The sequence below is a fragment of the Variovorax boronicumulans genome (genome assembly GCF_019352895.1).
Lineage (GTDB): Bacteria > Pseudomonadota > Gammaproteobacteria > Burkholderiales > Burkholderiaceae_C > Variovorax > Variovorax boronicumulans_A.
On sequence record NZ_JAAAFX010000009.1, the window covers coordinates 224,612 to 241,622 of the forward strand.

Consider the following 17,011-nt stretch of genomic DNA (forward strand, 5'->3'; position numbering starts at 1 on the left):
CGGCTCAATCAATAACCGGCGAAGAACTCGATCGCCACCTGCTCCGGCGGCACGCCGCAGGCGTCGAGGCAGTCCTGCATGGCCGCGACCATCGCCGTGGGGCCGACGATGTAGTAGCTGCAGGCTTGCCAGTCAGGCACTTCCTGCTGGATGAGCTCGGCGGTGATCAGCCCGCTGCGCGTGGCCGGCGTGATCGCGTCGCCATGCGGTGCTGCCTCGCCCTGTTCGGCGATCACATGGACCACGCGCAGCGATGGCAGATCGGCGCAGAGCCGCGCGAGTTCGTCGCCCCAAGCCGCGAGATCGGGCGTGCGGTTGCCATAGAGCAGGGTCACGGGCGGTGTGGCCTTGCCGCATGCCGCTTCGTGCTGCAGGTGCCGCAGCATGCTGAAGAAGGGCGTGATGCCGATGCCGCCGGCCAGCATCACCAGCGGCCGGCTCGGGTCCGCGGGCAGCACGAAGTCGCCCATCGCCGGGCTCAGCAGCACGCTGGCGCCGTCGGCGCCGAGCGTACAGGCCGACAGGTGGCGCTTGAAGGGCGTGTCGCGCATGCGCATCGCGATCATCAGCTGCGCGTCGTGCGGCGCGCTGGCGATCGACAGCATGCGCTCGCCGTCGTCGGAGCCGTCCTCGGGGACGTCGAAGCCGGCCAGCTGAACGCTGACGAACTGGCCGGCCTCGAATTCGAAGCCCGCGGGGCGCTCGAGGAAGAAGGCCACGGTGTCGGTGGCGACGGTCGCGCGTGCGAGCACGCGGACGGGGAAGCTGTCGGGGTCGGTCATGGGGCGCTGCCGTTTTGGGTGGGGGAAGGGGCGGGGGACCAGGAGACGCTGACGTCGCCGCCGACGAAGGTCTGGCAGGCCATGCGGTAGCCCTGTGCCAGCTCGGCCTCCGACAGGTGCTTGCGCTCCTTGGGCTTCACGGTGTCGGCATGTTCCAGGCCGCGTTCGATCCGGCATTTGCAGGTGCCGCACAGGCCGCCGCCGCACTTGAAGGGAATGCCGCCCTGCCCGCGCAGCGAGACCCGCAGCAGGTTGCTGTTCTCGGGCGCGGTCAGGACCTTGTGGTCGTTGGTGATGAAGGTGATGCTGATCATGGGCGGTCGAGTTCCGATGCGTCGATGCGCACCAGGCGCACGTCCAGGGTCCCGAAGTTCACGAGCTGCGAGAGTTCCTCGCGCGCGGCCTCGAGCGTGTCGAAGCCCGGCAGGAACTTGGAGGGCACGAGATTGCGCAGGGGCGGATCGCCGTCTTCCACGATCGCGACCTTCACCGGCCGCAGCAGCTGTGCGATCACGAAGCGCGCGCGCCGCTGGCCGCAGAAGAAATAGTCGTGGGCTTCGACGGGATGAAGTCCGTCGCACAGTTCGGTGCGGAACTGCCCGTCCTTGTTCGTGAGGATCACGTATGCAGAGGCCATGGGAGGGGTCGGTGGGGTTTCAGGTGGGCGCGCTCTCGCCCTGGCTGATCTCGATGTCGTGATGGATCCAGAGCTGGCAGGCCAGCCGGAAGCCGGCGTCGAGCTGGTCGCCGAGCTGCTTCTTCTCTTTCCAGTTGGGCTCGGCCAGGTGCTCGGCGCCGCGCAGGACCTTGCACATGCACTTGGAGCACTTGCCCATCCCGCAGCCGTAGTCGAGGTGCGGAAAAGGGAACTGCTTGATGCCGGCGCGCACCACCAGGTTGGTGTTGGGCCGCACCTCGCCTTCGTGGCACTGGCCGTCTTTACGGATCACAACTTTGGGCATGGGCAATCGGTTCCATGGGTCGAGGGGTGGGGCGCTCGGGCCGCATCGGTCGGCGCCAGGGCTCGAGGGCTAATGTCGAAGCGAAGGCCGGCGCGCGTCAAACCACATCAGCACCGCCGATGCGTGACATCAGAGATATTGATAGGAGTGGACGGTTTTCATCGTCTCTTCATAGGATCACGCCAGGCCCGAAAAGGCCCCGTGCCGCGCGCCTCCCGGTGGCCGCGGACCTCCGTTCAGACCGACAAAGGACCACCCCATGACCGCATTGATGAGCAAGGAAGACTTCCGCCACGCACTTGAAGAAACGGTGCGGGGCAAGAGCGCGAACAAATCGCCTTTCAGCATCGCTTGGGCCGAGGGCCGGCTCTCACGCACGCATCTGGCGCGCTGGGCCGAGAACCATTACCACTACGTGGGCCCGTTCGCGGACTACCTGGGCTTCATCTACGCACGCACGCCGGCCCATCTGCTCGAGGTCAAGGACTTCATGCTGGCCAACATGTACGAGGAAGAGATCGGCGGCGACCGCCACACCGACCTGCTGATCCGCTTCGCGGAAGCCTGCGGCTCCTCCCGCGCGCGGGTGACAAACCCGGACAACATGCTGCCCTCGACGCGCGGCCTGCAGAGCTGGTGCTATTCGATGGCGATGCGCGAGAACCCGATCATCGCGGTGGCCGGCATCGTGGTGGGGTTGGAGTCGCAAGTGCCCTCGATCTACCGCAAGCAGGCGCCGACGCTGCGCGACCAGTACAAGTTCACCGACGAGGAGGTCGAGTTCTTCGACCTGCACATCGTGTCCGACGAGATCCACGGCGAGCGCGGCTACCAGATCGTGATCGAGCATGCCGACACGCCCGCGCTGCAGGCCGCCTGCCTCAAGGCCTGCGAAGTCGGCGCGCAGATGCGCCTGCTGTACACCGCGGAGCTCTTCCGCGTGTACGTCCAGCAGGACCTGGAGAAGGAAGCGGTTGTGCTGGTCGACTGAGGGTCAAGTCTCAAGTCCCAAGCTCCAGGTCTGGCGGACGAGCGGGCGTTCGATGCGGTGGTCCGGGCCGGCATCCATCCGGTGTGTCTCGAGAACATCTCTTTCACGTTGGCCCGCTCGTCACGCCAGATGCGATGACCTTGTGCGTTTGATGAAGCGCGAGAGTTCAAGTCGAGGCCGATGGGCCGTACCCCGGTGCCGCACGGTGGCGGCGTTTGCCTGCAGGTCACCAAGCGACGGAGACGGGGCACCTGCCTGTCTGCCCCCCCGATACAGGAGAAAAACATGCCGATTTCACGCCGCGATGCGACTGCTGCCTTGCTGAGTTCCACGCTCGCTCCCGCCCTTTGGGCACAGGGGGAGACGGCGAGCAGCTACCCTTCCAAGGCCATGCGAATCGTCGTGCCTTACCCACCGGGTGGTTTCAACGATACCTTGGGTCGCATCGTCGGCACCCATTTCAGCAACGTCTGGAAGCAGCCGGCCGTGGTCGACAACAAGCCGGGTGCGGGAACGGCCATCGGTTCGTTGGCGGTCGCAAGGGCACCCAATGACGGCTACACGCTGCTGGTGATTCAGTTTCCGTTCGCGGCCAATCCCTGGCTCTACAAGTTGCCCTACGACAGCGACAAGGCTTTCGATCCGGTGATTCTGGCGGGGCGTTCACCGATGGTGCTGCTGGCCAATGCGGACAGCCCGTACCGCAACGCGACGGAAGTCCTCGCGGCGGCCAAGGCAAAGCCCGGCACGATCCACTATGGAACGTCGGGGCCGGGGTCGTCCAACCATCTCGCGATGGTGTTGTTCGAGAATCTGGCGGGCATACGGATGAACCAGATTCCGTACAAGGGCAGCACGCCGATGCTCACCGATCTGGCGGGAGGGCAGGTGTCGCTGGCGATGGATCTGCTGCCCCATGCGCTGCCCTTCATCCAGTCAGGCAAGGTGCGTCCGCTGGCCATTGCCAGCGCCCAGCGTTCACCGTTGATGCCGGAAATCCCAACTGCCACCGAGGCAGGCATCAAGGGCTATGAAGTTTCGTCCTGGCACGGCTTCGTCGTGCCGCGAGGCACGCCGAGACCGATGGTCGAGAAACTCAATCGCGAAATGAACACGATCTTGGCCTCGAAAGAGGTCAAGAAGATCTTCGCCCAGCAGGGCTGTGTGCCGGATGGCGGGACGCCGGAACAGTTTCACAGCTTTATCGAGAGCCAGATGGCGCTATGGAAGCGCGTCATTCAACAGAACAACATCACCGCAGCATGACCATTCAACAAGACGCCCTCAACCTCATCGACGGCCGCTGGCAGCCCGCGGCCGGCGGCGCGTGGGGCCATCGCCACGACCCGGCCGACGGCGCGCCGCTCGGGCGCCATGCGGCCTCGGAGCGCGGCGATGCCAAGGCGGCCGTGGCCGCGGCGCGCCGCGCATTCGAGCTGCCGGGCTGGTCGCAGAACCCGCGCCTGCGCCAGCTGGTGATGCTGCGCTGGGCCGACCGGCTGGAGGCGCAGGCCGAGCCGCTGGCGCAGCTGCTGACCCGCGAGAACGGCAAGGTGCTGGCGCAGTCGCGCGGCGAGATCGCGGGGGCGGTGTCGGAGATCCGCTACTACGCGGGCCTGACGCGCTACATGCCGGGCCATGTGTTCGAGGTCGAGCCCGGCGCCTACTCGACCCTGCTCAAGGAGCCCGCGGGCGTGGCCGGCATCATCGTGCCGTGGAACGCGCCGGTGGTGCTGCTGATTCGTTCGCTGACGCCGGCACTGGCCGCGGGCTGCACCACGGTGATCAAGCCCGCGCCGCAGACGGCGCTGATCACCGCGCGCGTGATCGAGGCCCTGCACGCCTGCGAGGGCCTGCCGCCCGGCGTGGTCAACCTGGTGAGCGAGGACGGCCATGCGGTGGCGCAGTACCTGTCGGAGAGCACCGAGGTGGATGTGCTGAGCTTCACCGGTTCCAACGCCACCGGCCAGCGCATCATGGCCGCGGCCGCGCCCACCATGAAGAAGCTCTCGCTGGAACTGGGCGGCAAGTCGGCCTGCCTGGTGTTCGAGGACGCCGACGTCGAGCAGACCGCGGCCGCGATCGCGGTGGCGGCCACCATCATCAGCGGCCAGCAGTGCACGGCCGCGCGGCGCGTGCTGGTGCATGCGCGCCAGTACGACGCCATGCAGCAGGCCCTGACCACTGCGCTGGCCGCGCAGCGCGTGGCGCCGGGGCTGGTCGAGGGCGCGCAGATCGGGCCGCTGATCGACGCCGACGCGGCCCGGCTGGTGGGGCAGCGCATCGACGATGCGCTGCAGGCGGCCGATGCGGTGCTGCTGCGCGGCCGGCGCGAAGGCAACTTCGTGCACCCGTCGCTGGTGGCGCACCGCGACACGCGGGCCTTCTTCGTGCAGGAGGAGATCTTCGGCCCGCTGCTGGTGCTGGAGCGCTTCGAGGACGAGCGCGAGGCCATCGTGCGCGCCAACCACACCGAGTTCGGCCTGTCGGCCAGCGTCTGGACGCGCGACGGCGCGCGCGCGATGCGCGTGGCCCGCGCGCTGTGCAACGGAACGGTCTGGATCAACGACCACAACAAGCTCTTCGCCGAGGCCGAGACGGGCGGCTACCGGCGCAGCGGCCTCGGCCGGCTGCATGGCTACGACGCGCTGATCGACTTCCAGGAGATCAAGCACATCTACCAGCAGGTGGGCACGGCCTGAGCCAAGGCTGCGCGGGCGCCTTCTACAATCGCGCTCCACCCGCGCCTCCGGGCGATCTCACACCACAAGGCCCGCGTGGACCTCCGGCAGATTCAGTACTTTCTCGCGCTCTTCGAAGACGGCTCGATGACGCAGGCCGCCAAGCGGCTCGACGTGGTCCAGCCCACGCTGAGCATGCAGATCGCGAAGCTGGAGGAAGAGCTGGGCCAGCCCCTGTTCGAGCGCAAGCGGCGCGGCATGGCGCCCACCGCGCACGGGCGGCTCATGTACCGCCTGTTCCTGCCCATCGTGCGCGACATCGACAATGCGCGCGAACAGCTCGCGCAGCGCAGCGAGGTGGTCACGGGGCATGTGTCGCTGGGCCTGATCTCCTCGGTGGCCGAGAGCGTGCTGCCCGAGGCGCTGTCGCGCTTCAATGAAGCCTACCCGCATGTGGAGGTCACGGTCTCCGTCGGCTACAGCGCCATGCTGATCGACTGGGTGACCAGCGGCCAGCTCGACGTCGCGATCATCAACGAGCCGCGCGCCAAGCTCTCGCTGGCCACCGAATCGCTGGCCGAGGAAGACATGCTGCTGGTCACGAGCGCCGAGCACGGCCCCCGGCTGCCCGCCAACGTGCGGCTCGCGCGGCTGCCCGAACTCGACCTCGACCTGGTGCTGCCCACGCGCCGGCATGGGCTGCGCGGCGTGCTGGAGGCCTCCGCCCGGCAGGAGGGCATCGTGCTCGCGCCCAAGTTCGAGATCGACGTGCTGAGCACCATCGTGCGGCTGGTGGAGCGCACGCGCTTCGCCACCATCCTGCCGCGCATCGTGGTGCAGCGCGCGGTCAACGAGGGCACGCTGTCGGTGTGCCCGATCCTGTCGCCGCGCATCGTGCGGCACGTGGTCCGCATCAGCCACAAGCGCCGGCCGCTGAGTGCCGCCACCCACGCGCTGATCGACCTGGTGGCCGACGAGATCCGGCGCGTGCTGAGCGCGGGCGACGCGCGCAAGTGAGCCGCGCGGGCGTGCGCTGAGGCGCCGCCGCGCCGCGTCGACGCTTCGCCCGCCGCCTGGCTGAGCGGCCTTTGCCAATTCGCAAGCTTCGCAAATTCGCAGATTTCACTTCGCACAGATTCGCCTTTTCAGTCCTTCCGTGGCAACGCGCCTTTGCGTAGATTGCGAGGCCATGAACCCACCCGCTGGAACCACCGCGCTGCACGAACTGGTGCTGCCCGCCCATGCCAATCACCGCGGCACGCTGTTCGCGGGGCAGGGGCTGCAGCTCATGACCAAGGCGGCCTTCCTGGCGGCGCGCGGGCTGGCGCAGCGCGAGGTGGTGATGGCCGGCGTGACGCGTGCCGACTTCCTCGCGCCCGTGCCGGTGGGCCACCAGCTCACGCTGCGCGGCTGGGTCAGCCGCATCGGCCGCAGTTCGATGACCGTGTGCGTGACCGGCCTGGCCGACAGGCCCGGCATTCCCGCGGAAGAGGTTCTCAAGGGCGTGTTCGAGATGGTGGCGATCGACGCCGCCGGACGCCCCGCCGCCATCGACCGTTCTTACCTGGACAAGGAAACCGCATGACCACCACGACCCCCACGACCGAGCGCGCCGCACCGGCGGCCGCCTTCAAACCCAAGAAGTCCGTCGCCCTGTCGGGCGTGACCGCCGGCACCACCGCGCTGTGCACCGTCGGCCGCACCGGCAACGACCTGCACTACCGCGGCTACGACATCCTGGACATCGCCGAGGTCTGCGAGTTCGAGGAGATCGCGCACCTGCTGGTGCACGGCAAGCTGCCCACGCGCGCCGAACTCAAGGCCTACAAGGCGCGGCTCAAGGCCATGCGCGGCCTGCCCGCGAGCGTGAAGAGCGCGCTGGAGAGCCTGCCCGCCGGCGCCCATCCGATGGACGTGATGCGCACCGGCGTCTCGGCGCTGGGCTGCATCCTGCCCGAGAAGGACGACCACAACCTGCCCGGCGCGCGCGACATCGCCGACCGGCTCATGGCCTCGCTGGGCTCGATGTTGCTGTACTGGTACCACTGGAGCACCCAGGGCAAGCGCATCGAGGTGGAGACCGACGACGACTCCATCGGCGGCCACTTCCTGCACCTGCTGCACGGCGAGAAGCCCTCGGAGGCTTGGGTGCGCGCCATGCACACCTCGCTGAACCTGTATGCCGAGCACGAGTTCAATGCCTCGACCTTCACCGCGCGCGTGATCGCCGGCACCGGCAGCGACATGTACTCCTCGATCGCCGGCGCCATCGGCGCGCTGCGCGGGCCCAAGCACGGCGGCGCCAACGAGGTGGCCTTCGAGATCCAGAAGCGCTACGACGCCCCCGACGAGGCCGAGGCCGACATCCGCCGGCGCGTCGAAGCCAAGGAAGTGGTGATCGGTTTCGGCCACCCGGTCTACACGGTCAGCGACCCGCGCAACGTGGTGATCAAGGGCGTGGCCCGGCAGCTGTCCGACGCGGCCGGCTCGACCAAGATGTACGACATCGCCGAGCGGCTCGAGTCGGTGATGTGGGAGGTCAAGAAGATGTTCCCCAACCTGGACTGGTTCAGCGCCGTGAGCTATCACATGATGGGCGTGCCCACGGCCATGTTCACGCCGCTCTTCGTGATCGCCCGCACCAGCGGCTGGGCGGCCCACGTGATCGAGCAGCGCGTCGACAACAAGATCATCCGGCCGAGCGCCCACTACACCGGCCCGGAAGACCTGGTGTTCGTGCCGATCGGGGCGCGCAGCTGAAGTGCGGCGCAGCGCTGGATGCCCACGTGGCGATCCGGCGCCGTACCAAAGTCGTGCAGGACAACGAGTCCCGCACCGAACAAGAACCGAGCCTTGATTCCAGAGAGGCGCGCGGCGCGCCCGGCGACCGATCCCCCACGATGAACTCTTCCTACCGAAAAAAACTCCCCGGCACCGCGCTGGACTACATCGACGCGCGCGCGGCGGTCGATGCCCTGCAGCCCGGCGCCTGGGACGGCCTGCCCTACACCGCGCGCGTGCACGCCGAGAACCTGGTGCGGCGCTGTGACCCGGCCATCCTTGAGGACTGCCTGCTGCAGCTCGTGGAGCGCCTTCGCGACCGCGACTTTCCCTGGTACCCGGTGCGCGTGGTGTGCCACGACATCCTGGGCCAGACCGCGCTGGTGGACCTGGCGGGCCTGCGCGATGCGATCGCGGCTGAAGGCGGCGACCCGGCGCAGGTGAACCCCGTGGTGCCGGTGCAGCTGATCGTGGACCATTCGCTGGCCGTGGAGTGCGGCGGCTTCGATCCCCAGGCCTTCGAGAAGAACCGGCAGATCGAGGACCGCCGCAACGAGGACCGCTTCCATTTCATCGAGTGGACCAAGCGCGCCTTCGCCAACATGGAGGTGATCCCGGCGGGCAACGGGATCATGCATCAGATCAACCTGGAGAAGATGTCGCCGGTGGTCTACGTGCAGGACGGCCTGGCCTTCCCCGACACCTGCGTGGGCACCGACAGCCACACGCCGCACGTCGATGCACTGGGCGTGATCGCCGTGGGCGTGGGCGGCCTCGAGGCCGAGAACGTGATGCTGGGCCGCGCCTCGTGGATGCGCCTGCCCGACATCGTCGGCGTCGAGCTCACCGGCCGGCGCCAGCCGGGCATCACCGCCACCGACATCGTGCTGGCCTTGACCGAATTCCTGCGCCAGCAGAAGGTGGTCGGCGCGTACCTCGAATTCTTCGGCGAAGGCACGCAGGGCCTGACCATCGGCGACCGGGCCACCATCTCCAACATGTGCCCCGAGTACGGTGCCACGGCCGCGCTGTTCTACATCGACGAGCAGACACTGACCTACCTGCAGCTCACAGGCCGCGAGGACACGCAGGTCGCGCTGGTCGAGATCTACGCGAAGACGGCCGGCTTCTGGGGCGACGCACTCCAGACCGCCCGCTACGAACGCGTGCTGCGCTTCGACCTCTCGGGCGTGGTGCGCAACATGGCCGGCCCGTCGAACCCGCACCGCCGCTTGCCGACCTCGCAGCTGGCCGCGCGCGAGATCGCCGTCGGACTCGATGCGGCGCGCCAGCAGGAGGCCGCGGGCCTGATGCCCGATGGCGCGGTGATCATCGCGGCCATCACCTCGTGCACCAACACCTCGAACCCGCGCAACGTGATCGCGGCCGCACTGCTGGCGCGCAACGCCAACCGGCTCGGCCTGCAGCGCAAGCCCTGGGTCAAGTCCTCGCTGGCACCGGGCTCCAAGGCCGTCGAGCTCTACCTGCGCGACGCCGACCTGCTCAAAGACCTCGAACAGCTGGGCTTCGGCATCGTCGCCTTCGCCTGCACCACCTGCAACGGCATGTCGGGTGCGCTCGATCCGGCGATCCAGCAGGAGATCATCGACCGCGACCTCTACGCCACCGCGGTGCTCTCGGGCAACCGCAACTTCGACGGTCGCATCCATCCCTATGCCAAGCAGGCCTTCCTGGCCTCGCCGCCGCTGGTCGTGGCCTACGCGATCGCGGGCACGATCCGCTTCGACATCGAGCGCGACGTGCTGGGCGTCGTCGAGGGCAAGGAGATCCGCCTGCAGGACCTCTGGCCCAGCGACGAGGAGATCGATGCCATCGTCGCGGCTTCGGTCAGGCCCGAGATGTTCCGCCAGGTCTACGAGCCCATGTTCGCGATCCATCCGGACAGCGGCGAGAAGGTCAGCCCGCAGTACGACTGGCGCCCGCAGTCGACCTACATCCGCCGCCCGCCCTACTGGGACAGCGAAGGGGTGGGCGCGCTCGCGGCCGTGCCGCGCACGCTGCGCGGCATGCGGCCGCTGGCCATCCTGCCCGACAACATCACGACCGACCACCTGTCGCCCTCCAACGCGATCCTGCTCGACAGCGCCGCCGGCGAGTACCTGGCGAAGATGGGCCTGCCCGAGGAAGACTTCAACTCCTATGCCACGCACCGCGGCGACCACCTGACGGCCATGCGCGCCACCTTCGCCAACCCGCAGCTGGTCAACGAGATGGCGGTGGTCGACGGCGTGCAGCAGAAGGGCTCGCTGGCGCGCCTCGAGCCCGAGGGCCGGGTGCTGCGCATGTGGGAGGCCATCGAAACCTACCTGAGCCGCCGGCAGCCGCTGATCATCGTGGCCGGCGCCGACTACGGCCAGGGTTCGTCGCGCGACTGGGCCGCCAAGGGCGTGCGCCTGGCCGGTGTCGAGACGGTCGTGGCCGAAGGCTTCGAGCGCATCCACCGCACCAACCTGCTGGGCATGGGCGTGCTGCCGCTGGAGTTCAAGCCCGGCACCACGCGCCTCACGCTGGGCCTGGACGGCAGCGAAACCTTCGACGTGGCCGGCCGGCCTGCGCCGCGCACCGGTCTCACGCTGGTCGTGCGCCGCAGGAGCGGCGACGTGCTGCAGGTGCCGGTGACCTGCCGGCTCGACACGGCCGAGGAGGTGTCGATCTACGAGGCCGGCGGCGTGCTGCAGCGTTTTGCGCAAGACTTCCTGGCCGCGAACAAGCCGGCCGCCTGAAGACCACCACCCTCTCCTCACCATGGCATCCGTACCTCAGATCAAGATCCCCGCCGTCTACATGCGCGGCGGCACCAGCAAGGGCGTGTTCTTCCGCCTGCAGGACCTGCCGCCGGCCGCGCGCGAAGCCGGGCCGGCGCGCGATGCGCTGCTGCTGCGCGTGATCGGCAGCCCCGACCCCTACGGCAAGCAGATCGACGGCATGGGCGGCGCGACCTCGTCGACTTCGAAGACCGTGATCCTGTCGCCTTCCACGCGCCCGGAGCACGACGTCGACTACCTCTTCGGCCAGGTCTCGATCGACAGTGCCTTCGTCGAATGGACCGGCAACTGCGGCAACCTCTCGGCGGCGGTCGGCCCCTTCGCGATCGCGCAGGGACTGATCGACCCGGCCCGCGTGCCGCGCAACGGCCTGTGCACCGTGCGCATCTGGCAGGCCAACATCGGCAAGACCATCGTGGCGCAGGTGCCGATGGTCGACGGCGAAGTGCAGGAGACCGGCGAGTTCGAACTCGACGGCGTGACCTTCCCGGCCGCCGAGGTGGCGCTGGAGTTCATCGACCCGGCCGACGAGGGCGACGGCGGCGGCGCGATGTTCCCGACCGGCCAGGTGGTGGACGACCTCGTGGTGCCCGGCGTCGGCACGTTCAAGGCCACGCTGATCAACGCCGGCATCCCCACCATCTTCCTCAACGCCGCCGACATCGGCTGCACCGGCACCGAACTGCAGGAGGCGATCAACGGCGATGCCAGGGCGCTGGCCATGTTCGAGGCCATCCGCGCGCATGGCGCGGTCAAGATGGGCCTGATCCAGCACGTCGGCGAAGCGGCCCGGCGCCAGCACACGCCCAAGGTGGTTTTCGTCGCCCCGCCCACCGGCTACACCGCCTCCAGCGGCAAGGCCGTGCAGGCGGCGGACGTCGACCTGCTGGTGCGCGCGCTGTCGATGGGCAAGCTGCACCACGCGATGATGGGCACGGCCGCGGTCGCGATCGGCACCGCCGCCGCCATTCCCGGCACGCTGGTGAACCTCGCGGCCGGCGGCGGCGCGCGCCAGGCGGTGCGCTTCGGGCACCCCTCGGGCACGCTGCGCGTGGGCGCCGAGGCCCGCCAGGTCGACGGCCAATGGGTCGTGACCAAGGCGCTGATGAGCCGCAGCGCCCGCGTGCTGATGGAAGGCTGGGTCCGCGTTCCCGGCGACAGTTTCTGATTGGAATTTTTCGCATGTCCACCCGCAAGCAACTCAAATCCCTGGCCGAGGCCCGCCGCGGCCTGATCGTTCCCGGCGCTTTCAACGCACTGTCGGCCAAGGTGGTCGAGGACCTGGGCTTCCAGGCGATCTACATCACCGGCGCCGGTGTCACCAACATGTGGTTCGGCATGCCCGACCAGGGCTTCATGGGCCTGGCGGAAATCGCCGACCACACGGCGCGCATCCGCGATGCGGTCTCGGTGCCGCTGATCGTCGATGCCGACACCGGCTTCGGCAATGCGCTGAACGTGCGCCACACGGTGCGCACGCTGGAGCGCGCCGGCGCCGACTGCATCCAGTTCGAGGACCAGGTTGCGCCCAAGCGCTGCGGCCATTTCTCGGGCAAGGAGGTGATCGTCACCGAAGAAGCCGTGAGCAAGATCAAGGCCGCGGTCGATGCGCGCCAGGACCCCGACCTGCTGATCATGGCGCGCACCGATGCCGCCGCCGTGCACGGCTTCGAGGCCGCCATCGAGCGCGCGCAGAAGTTCGCCGAGGCCGGGGCCGACATCCTGTTCGTCGAAGCCGTGACCACCGCCGACGAGATCCGCGCGCTGCCCCGGCGCCTGGCCAAGCCCCAACTCATGAACATGGTGATCGGCGGCAAGACGCCGATCTTCAACGCCACCGAACTGGGCGAACTCGGCTACGGGATCGTGCTGTACGCCAACGCGGCGCTGCAGGGCGCGGTCGCCGGCATGCAGAAGGCGCTGACGGTGTTGCGCGACGAGCAGGAGGTGCAGGAATCGAGCGGCCTGGTCGCGACCTTCGCCGAACGCCAGCGCCTGGTCGGCAAGCCGGAATGGGATGCGCTGGAGAAGCGCTACACCTGAGAGTGCGACCTGGCCGTCGGTGTCAGGCGCTCGCCTGCGGCGCCGACAGCTCCGACGAGTGCCGCGCGAGCTCGACGAAGGCCTTCAGGTAGTCGACGTCGGTGTCGATCTCGCGCGCGCCCAGGAAGATCTGCTTGGCGATGCCGCGCGGGCCCAGCCGGACCGGCACGATGTCCATCTTCTGCGCGTATTCCTCCACCAGCCAGCGCGGCAGGGCGGCCACGCCGCGGCCGCTCGCGACCATCTGCAACATGATGTCGGTGGTCTCGATGGCCTTGTGGCGCCGGGGTGTCACGCCCGCGGGCATCAGGAACATGTTGTAGATGTCCAGCCGGTCCGTGGTGACCGGGTAGGTCACGAGGACTTCCTTGCTCAGGTGCGCGGGCTTCACGTAGGGCAGGTTCGCCAGCGCGTGGCCGCGCGGCACCACCAGCACCTGCTCGTAGTCGAACACCGGCTCGTAGTGCAGGCCCGGCTTGTAGAGCGGGTCGGGCGTCACCAGCAGGTCGATCTCGTGGCCGAACAGCGCGCCGATGCCGCCGAACTGGAATTTCTGCTTCACGTCCACGTCCACGTCGGGCCAGTTCGCGAGGTAGGGCGAGACCACCTTGAGCAGCCATTGGTAGCAGGGGTGGCATTCCATGCCGATGCGCAGCGAGCCGCGTTCGCCCTGGGCGAACTGGCCCAGGCGCTCCTCGGCCAGCGCGAGTTGCGGCAGCACCCGGTTGGCGACCGCCAGCAGGTACTGGCCCGCCTGGGTCAGCCGCAGGCTGCGGCCTTCGCGCTGCCAGATCTCGGTTCCGAGCTGGGCCTCGAGCTTGCGGATCGAATGGCTCAGCGCCGACTGCGTGAGGTGCAGCACCTCGGCGGCCGCCGTGAGCGAGCCCTGCTTGTCCACTTCCTGGACGATCGAAAGATGGCTGCGCTCGAGCATGGCGAATGAGTGGAATTCATCGATGGAGTGAGGTAAGGCCATCTTACTTCACGGGTCGCCGAGCCTCGGATCCTGCTTTTTCCAGACGGCCGGACCTCTGCGATACCGATCACCACCACCCACAACCTCGACGCGCAGCGCGAGGCCATGCCCCAGCCGGTTCGGCCGGAGGCCGTCCTATGGTTCGCGCTGCGTGAAGCCGCCGATCACTGCTTCTTCTTGCGGGTCGAGGCGCGGGTCGCGCCCGGTGCCGAGGTCTGCGACGGTGCCGCTGCGCCGTCCACGCCCAGCCGGCCGCCGCCGCCCAGGCCCTGGCCCTTGACCGTCTGCGCCTTGTAGTTGCGCAGCGCCACCACCATCTGATTGAAGGCGTCCATGAAGGCCGCGCTGATCACCTTGCCCTGGGCGGTGTTGGTGTAGCCGCCCAGGCCGCCCGCGGCGGTGCCGCCGAAGAGCTGGCCGAAGCCGCCGAAGTCGGTCTTGGAGGCGCTGCCTTCCGAGGCCGCGACCTGCACGCCCGAACGGTTGTCGATCAGCGTCAGCAGGGTGCTGGCCTCCTTGGTCTGCAGGTTGCCGCCCACGGCCGCGAGCACGCCGCCGTAGCGGCCGCCGACCAGGCCGCCGAGCGAGGCGCCCATGCCGCCGGCGTTGTTGTTGTTGAACACGATCTCGGGCGACAGGCCGTAGTCGGAGGCCACCATCTGGCCGCCGCCGAAGTTGCTGCCCTGGCGCATCTCGCCCGACTGCATCAACGCGCGCTCGCGCGTCATCGCGTTCATGCCGGCCGCGCCGCGCTCGACCACCACGAAACAGTTCGACTGCTGGATCAGCAGGCGCAGCAGGTTGGCCGTGGGCGGCAGCTTGTACTCGTTGCGCAGGATCGTGTACCAGCCGGCCGACTGGTTCTCGATCAGCGAGACGGTGCCCAGCGGCGAGGCGCACTTCTCGAGCGCGCTGTTGGTGTTGGCCGTGGCATCGCCCGCGGCCGCGCCGGTGGCAACGGTCTTGGCGCCCTGGGCGCCCATCTGCATGTCGGTGGTCTGGCAGGCGGCGAGCATCGCCAGGCCGGCCAGCACCGATGCGGTCCGGGTGAAGCGCAGCAGGCGCGCGGGGTGGGTGGCAGTGTGCATGGTCAGGATCCGAAGCCGCCGCGGCGTGCGCGCAGAACGACGGCCCTGGCCGCGATCCGCAGACTGCTTTTCATTGATAACTTTCGGGAGGGGGAGCGCCCGGGGTCGGGCGAGCCGAAAGTTAAGCGTTGAAGGCGGGTGCCACCAGTGCCGAAAGTCACTTTTCGGCGGTGAGCGCGCGCCGCAGCGCCGCGGCATTGACCGGCTTGAACAGCATCTGCACGCCCGATTCGCGCGCGTGCCGCAGCGGTTCGGGTGCGGTCTCGCCGGTGATGAGCAGCAGGGGGCGTTCGATGCCGAAGCGGCGATGCAGCCGCAGGCCGACGTCGAGCCCGTTGACGCCGTCGGGCAGGCGGTAGTCGCAGATCAGCATGTCGGCCTGCTGCGAGGGCACCTGCGCGCGGCTGAGCGCGTCCACCGCGCCCTGCTCGTCGCAGACCGCCATCACCTCGATCGACCAGGCGCGCAGCAGCACGGACATGGCTTCGCGGATGTCGGCCTCGTCGTCGATCAGCAGCACGCGCCGGGGCAGGCTGCCGTCGGGACGCGCGGCCAGCGCGACGCGCGCCCGGGCTTCGGCCAGCGGCAGCGAGATGCGAAAGCGGCTGCCGCGTCCGATGCGCGAATGCAGTTCGACCGGATGGCCGAGCAGGCGCGAGAGGCGCTGCACGATCGACAGGCCGATGCCCAGGCCGCGCGCGCGGTCGCGGCCCGAGTTGCCGACCTGGTAGAACTCCTCGAAGATCCGGTCGCGCTGGTCGGGCGCGATGCCCGCGCCGGTGTCCAGCACGTCGATGCGCACCGTGCGGCCGTGCGCGCGCGCCGTCACGGTGACACCGCCGCGCTGCGTGTACTTGATGGCGTTGTCGATCAGGTTCGACAGCATGCGCGCCAGCAACTGCGGATCGCTGTGCACCCAGAGCCCGCTGGCGCGCAGGCGCAGCTGCAGGTCCTTCTGTTCGGCCTGCGCCGAGAACACGTGGTTGAGCGACAGCAGCAGCGCGTCGAGCTGCACCGGCTGCGGCACCGGCGTGACCACGCCGGCATCCAGGCGCGACACGTCGAGCATGGTGTCGAGCGACTTGCCCAGCGCATTGACCGCGCGCATCAGGCGCTCGGCGTTGCGCCCTTCGGGCCGGTTCTGCAGTGCGGTCTCGAGCGCGGCACCGAACAGCGCGACCGCATGCAGCGGCTGGCGCAGGTCGTGGCTGGCGGTGGTCAGGAAGCGCGTCTTCTCGGCGCTCGCGCGCTCGGTGGCCGCGACCTGTTCGCTCAGGCGCGCGGCCAGGGCCTCGTTCTCGAAGCGCAGCAGCAGCGCGTCGGTCAGTTGCCGGTGCTCCTGCACACCGACCCGCAGCATCAGCGTGAGGTTGACCGTGGCGAAGGCGGCGAGGAACCAGTGCATGCCGTCGCCATGCACGATCAGTGCGGCGATCAGGCCGCCCAGCATCGGCAGCGTGTGGCCGTACATCGCGACCGTCAGCGGCCGCAGCGACTGCACGGCGCGCGCGCAATTGCCGAGCATCACCACCATCAGCACCGCGGTCACGGCGATATTGCCGGCGGGGACGAACAACCACGGCGCCATGGCGTCCGCCAGGCCCATGAGCGTGACGGCGACCGTGATGCGCCGCACCCATCGCGGGCTGTCGGCGGCCGGCGCCGCGGGCGTCCAGCGCGGCGCGAAAGCCAGGTAGGCATAGAGCGCGAGGTGGATGCCGACGAAGGCAATCACCGCCGGTTCGCGCAGCTGCACGTACAGGAAGGCGCCCAGCACCAGGATGAACACCAGCCGCGCGACCAGCGTGGCGTTGTAGATGTAGTAGACCGAGGCGACGTGCTCGCGCAGCACGCGCTGTTCGAGCGCGTCGTCGTCGTCGCGGCCCGCGGGGCGGGCGGGGACGCGCGCGTGCATGGACCG

General features: G+C 68.9%; 16 protein-coding genes. 9 read left to right on the forward strand and 7 right to left on the reverse strand.

Going from position 1 to position 17,011, the window contains the following annotated elements; all coding sequences use genetic code 11:
* Positions 1-8: 8 nt before the first annotated feature.
* The 4 genes from K0H49_RS20305 to K0H49_RS20320 are packed head-to-tail and all read right to left on the reverse strand — an operon-like array spanning position 9 to position 1,744.
* Entirely contained in the window at positions 9-782 is a 774-nt protein-coding gene (locus tag K0H49_RS20305; protein WP_219216288.1) for a ferredoxin--NADP reductase, read from the reverse strand.
* A complete protein-coding gene (locus K0H49_RS20310) occupies positions 779-1,096 on the reverse strand; it encodes a 2Fe-2S iron-sulfur cluster-binding protein (protein ID WP_219216290.1) in 318 nt (105 codons plus the stop codon). The genes K0H49_RS20305 and K0H49_RS20310 overlap by 4 nt, the downstream gene beginning before the upstream one ends.
* Positions 1,093-1,419: a ferredoxin gene (locus K0H49_RS20315; protein ID WP_219216292.1), complete on the reverse strand. Its 327-nt coding sequence runs from the start codon at positions 1,417-1,419 to the stop codon at positions 1,093-1,095. The genes K0H49_RS20310 and K0H49_RS20315 overlap by 4 nt, the downstream gene beginning before the upstream one ends.
* A 19-nt stretch (positions 1,420-1,438) precedes the next feature.
* Positions 1,439-1,744 (reverse strand): 2Fe-2S iron-sulfur cluster-binding protein, encoded by a 306-nt coding sequence (locus K0H49_RS20320; protein WP_219216294.1) that lies wholly within the window; start codon positions 1,742-1,744, stop codon positions 1,439-1,441.
* 259 nt (positions 1,745-2,003) lie between these two features.
* On the opposite strand from K0H49_RS20320, the gene K0H49_RS20325 reads away from it, so the two are divergent.
* The 9 genes from K0H49_RS20325 to K0H49_RS20365 all read left to right on the forward strand — a co-directional run bounded on the left by K0H49_RS20325 (position 2,004) and on the right by K0H49_RS20365 (position 13,026).
* On the forward strand, positions 2,004-2,735 hold the full coding sequence (locus K0H49_RS20325) for a TenA family transcriptional regulator (RefSeq protein WP_219216296.1): 732 nt from the start codon (positions 2,004-2,006) through the stop codon (positions 2,733-2,735).
* Positions 2,736-3,020: 285 nt separating this feature from the next.
* Positions 3,021-4,001, forward strand: a complete 981-nt coding sequence (locus K0H49_RS20330) for a Bug family tripartite tricarboxylate transporter substrate binding protein (RefSeq protein WP_219216298.1) — start codon at positions 3,021-3,023, stop codon at positions 3,999-4,001.
* Positions 3,998-5,437: an aldehyde dehydrogenase family protein gene (locus tag K0H49_RS20335; RefSeq protein ID WP_219216300.1), complete on the forward strand. Its 1,440-nt coding sequence runs from the start codon at positions 3,998-4,000 to the stop codon at positions 5,435-5,437. The genes K0H49_RS20330 and K0H49_RS20335 overlap by 4 nt, the downstream gene beginning before the upstream one ends.
* Positions 5,438-5,512: 75 nt before the next feature.
* On the forward strand, positions 5,513-6,433 hold the full coding sequence (locus K0H49_RS20340) for a LysR family transcriptional regulator (protein WP_219216303.1): 921 nt from the start codon (positions 5,513-5,515) through the stop codon (positions 6,431-6,433).
* A 172-nt stretch (positions 6,434-6,605) separates the two neighbouring features.
* Positions 6,606-7,001, forward strand: a complete 396-nt coding sequence (locus K0H49_RS20345) for an acyl-CoA thioesterase (RefSeq protein WP_219216305.1) — start codon at positions 6,606-6,608, stop codon at positions 6,999-7,001.
* Positions 6,998-8,176 (forward strand): bifunctional 2-methylcitrate synthase/citrate synthase, encoded by a 1,179-nt coding sequence (prpC, locus tag K0H49_RS20350; RefSeq protein ID WP_219216307.1) that lies wholly within the window; start codon positions 6,998-7,000, stop codon positions 8,174-8,176. The genes K0H49_RS20345 and prpC overlap by 4 nt, the downstream gene beginning before the upstream one ends.
* Positions 8,177-8,316: 140 nt before the next feature.
* Entirely contained in the window at positions 8,317-10,941 is a 2,625-nt protein-coding gene (acnD, locus tag K0H49_RS20355) for a Fe/S-dependent 2-methylisocitrate dehydratase AcnD (RefSeq protein ID WP_219216309.1), read from the forward strand.
* Positions 10,942-10,963: 22 nt separating this feature from the next.
* Positions 10,964-12,151 carry a 2-methylaconitate cis-trans isomerase PrpF gene (gene prpF / locus K0H49_RS20360; RefSeq protein WP_219216311.1) on the forward strand — a complete coding sequence of 396 codons (1,188 nt, stop codon included), beginning with the start codon at positions 10,964-10,966 and terminating at the stop codon, positions 12,149-12,151.
* A gap of 14 nt (positions 12,152-12,165) precedes the next feature.
* Positions 12,166-13,026, forward strand: coding sequence for an isocitrate lyase/PEP mutase family protein (locus K0H49_RS20365; protein ID WP_219216313.1), 861 nt, complete (start codon positions 12,166-12,168; stop codon positions 13,024-13,026).
* A 22-nt stretch (positions 13,027-13,048) separates the two neighbouring features.
* Here the strand turns inward: K0H49_RS20365 and K0H49_RS20370 are convergent, their stop codons facing one another.
* The 3 genes from K0H49_RS20370 to K0H49_RS20380 form a co-directional block, all read right to left on the reverse strand.
* Entirely contained in the window at positions 13,049-13,960 is a 912-nt protein-coding gene (locus K0H49_RS20370) for a LysR family transcriptional regulator (RefSeq protein ID WP_219216315.1), read from the reverse strand.
* Positions 13,961-14,166: 206 nt separating this feature from the next.
* Complete coding sequence (locus tag K0H49_RS20375; protein ID WP_219216317.1) at positions 14,167-15,090, reverse strand: CsgG/HfaB family protein; 924 nt, start codon at positions 15,088-15,090, stop codon at positions 14,167-14,169.
* 157 nt (positions 15,091-15,247) lie between these two features.
* Complete coding sequence (locus K0H49_RS20380; protein ID WP_219216319.1) at positions 15,248-17,005, reverse strand: ATP-binding response regulator; 1,758 nt, start codon at positions 17,003-17,005, stop codon at positions 15,248-15,250.
* Positions 17,006-17,011 lie beyond the last annotated feature (6 nt).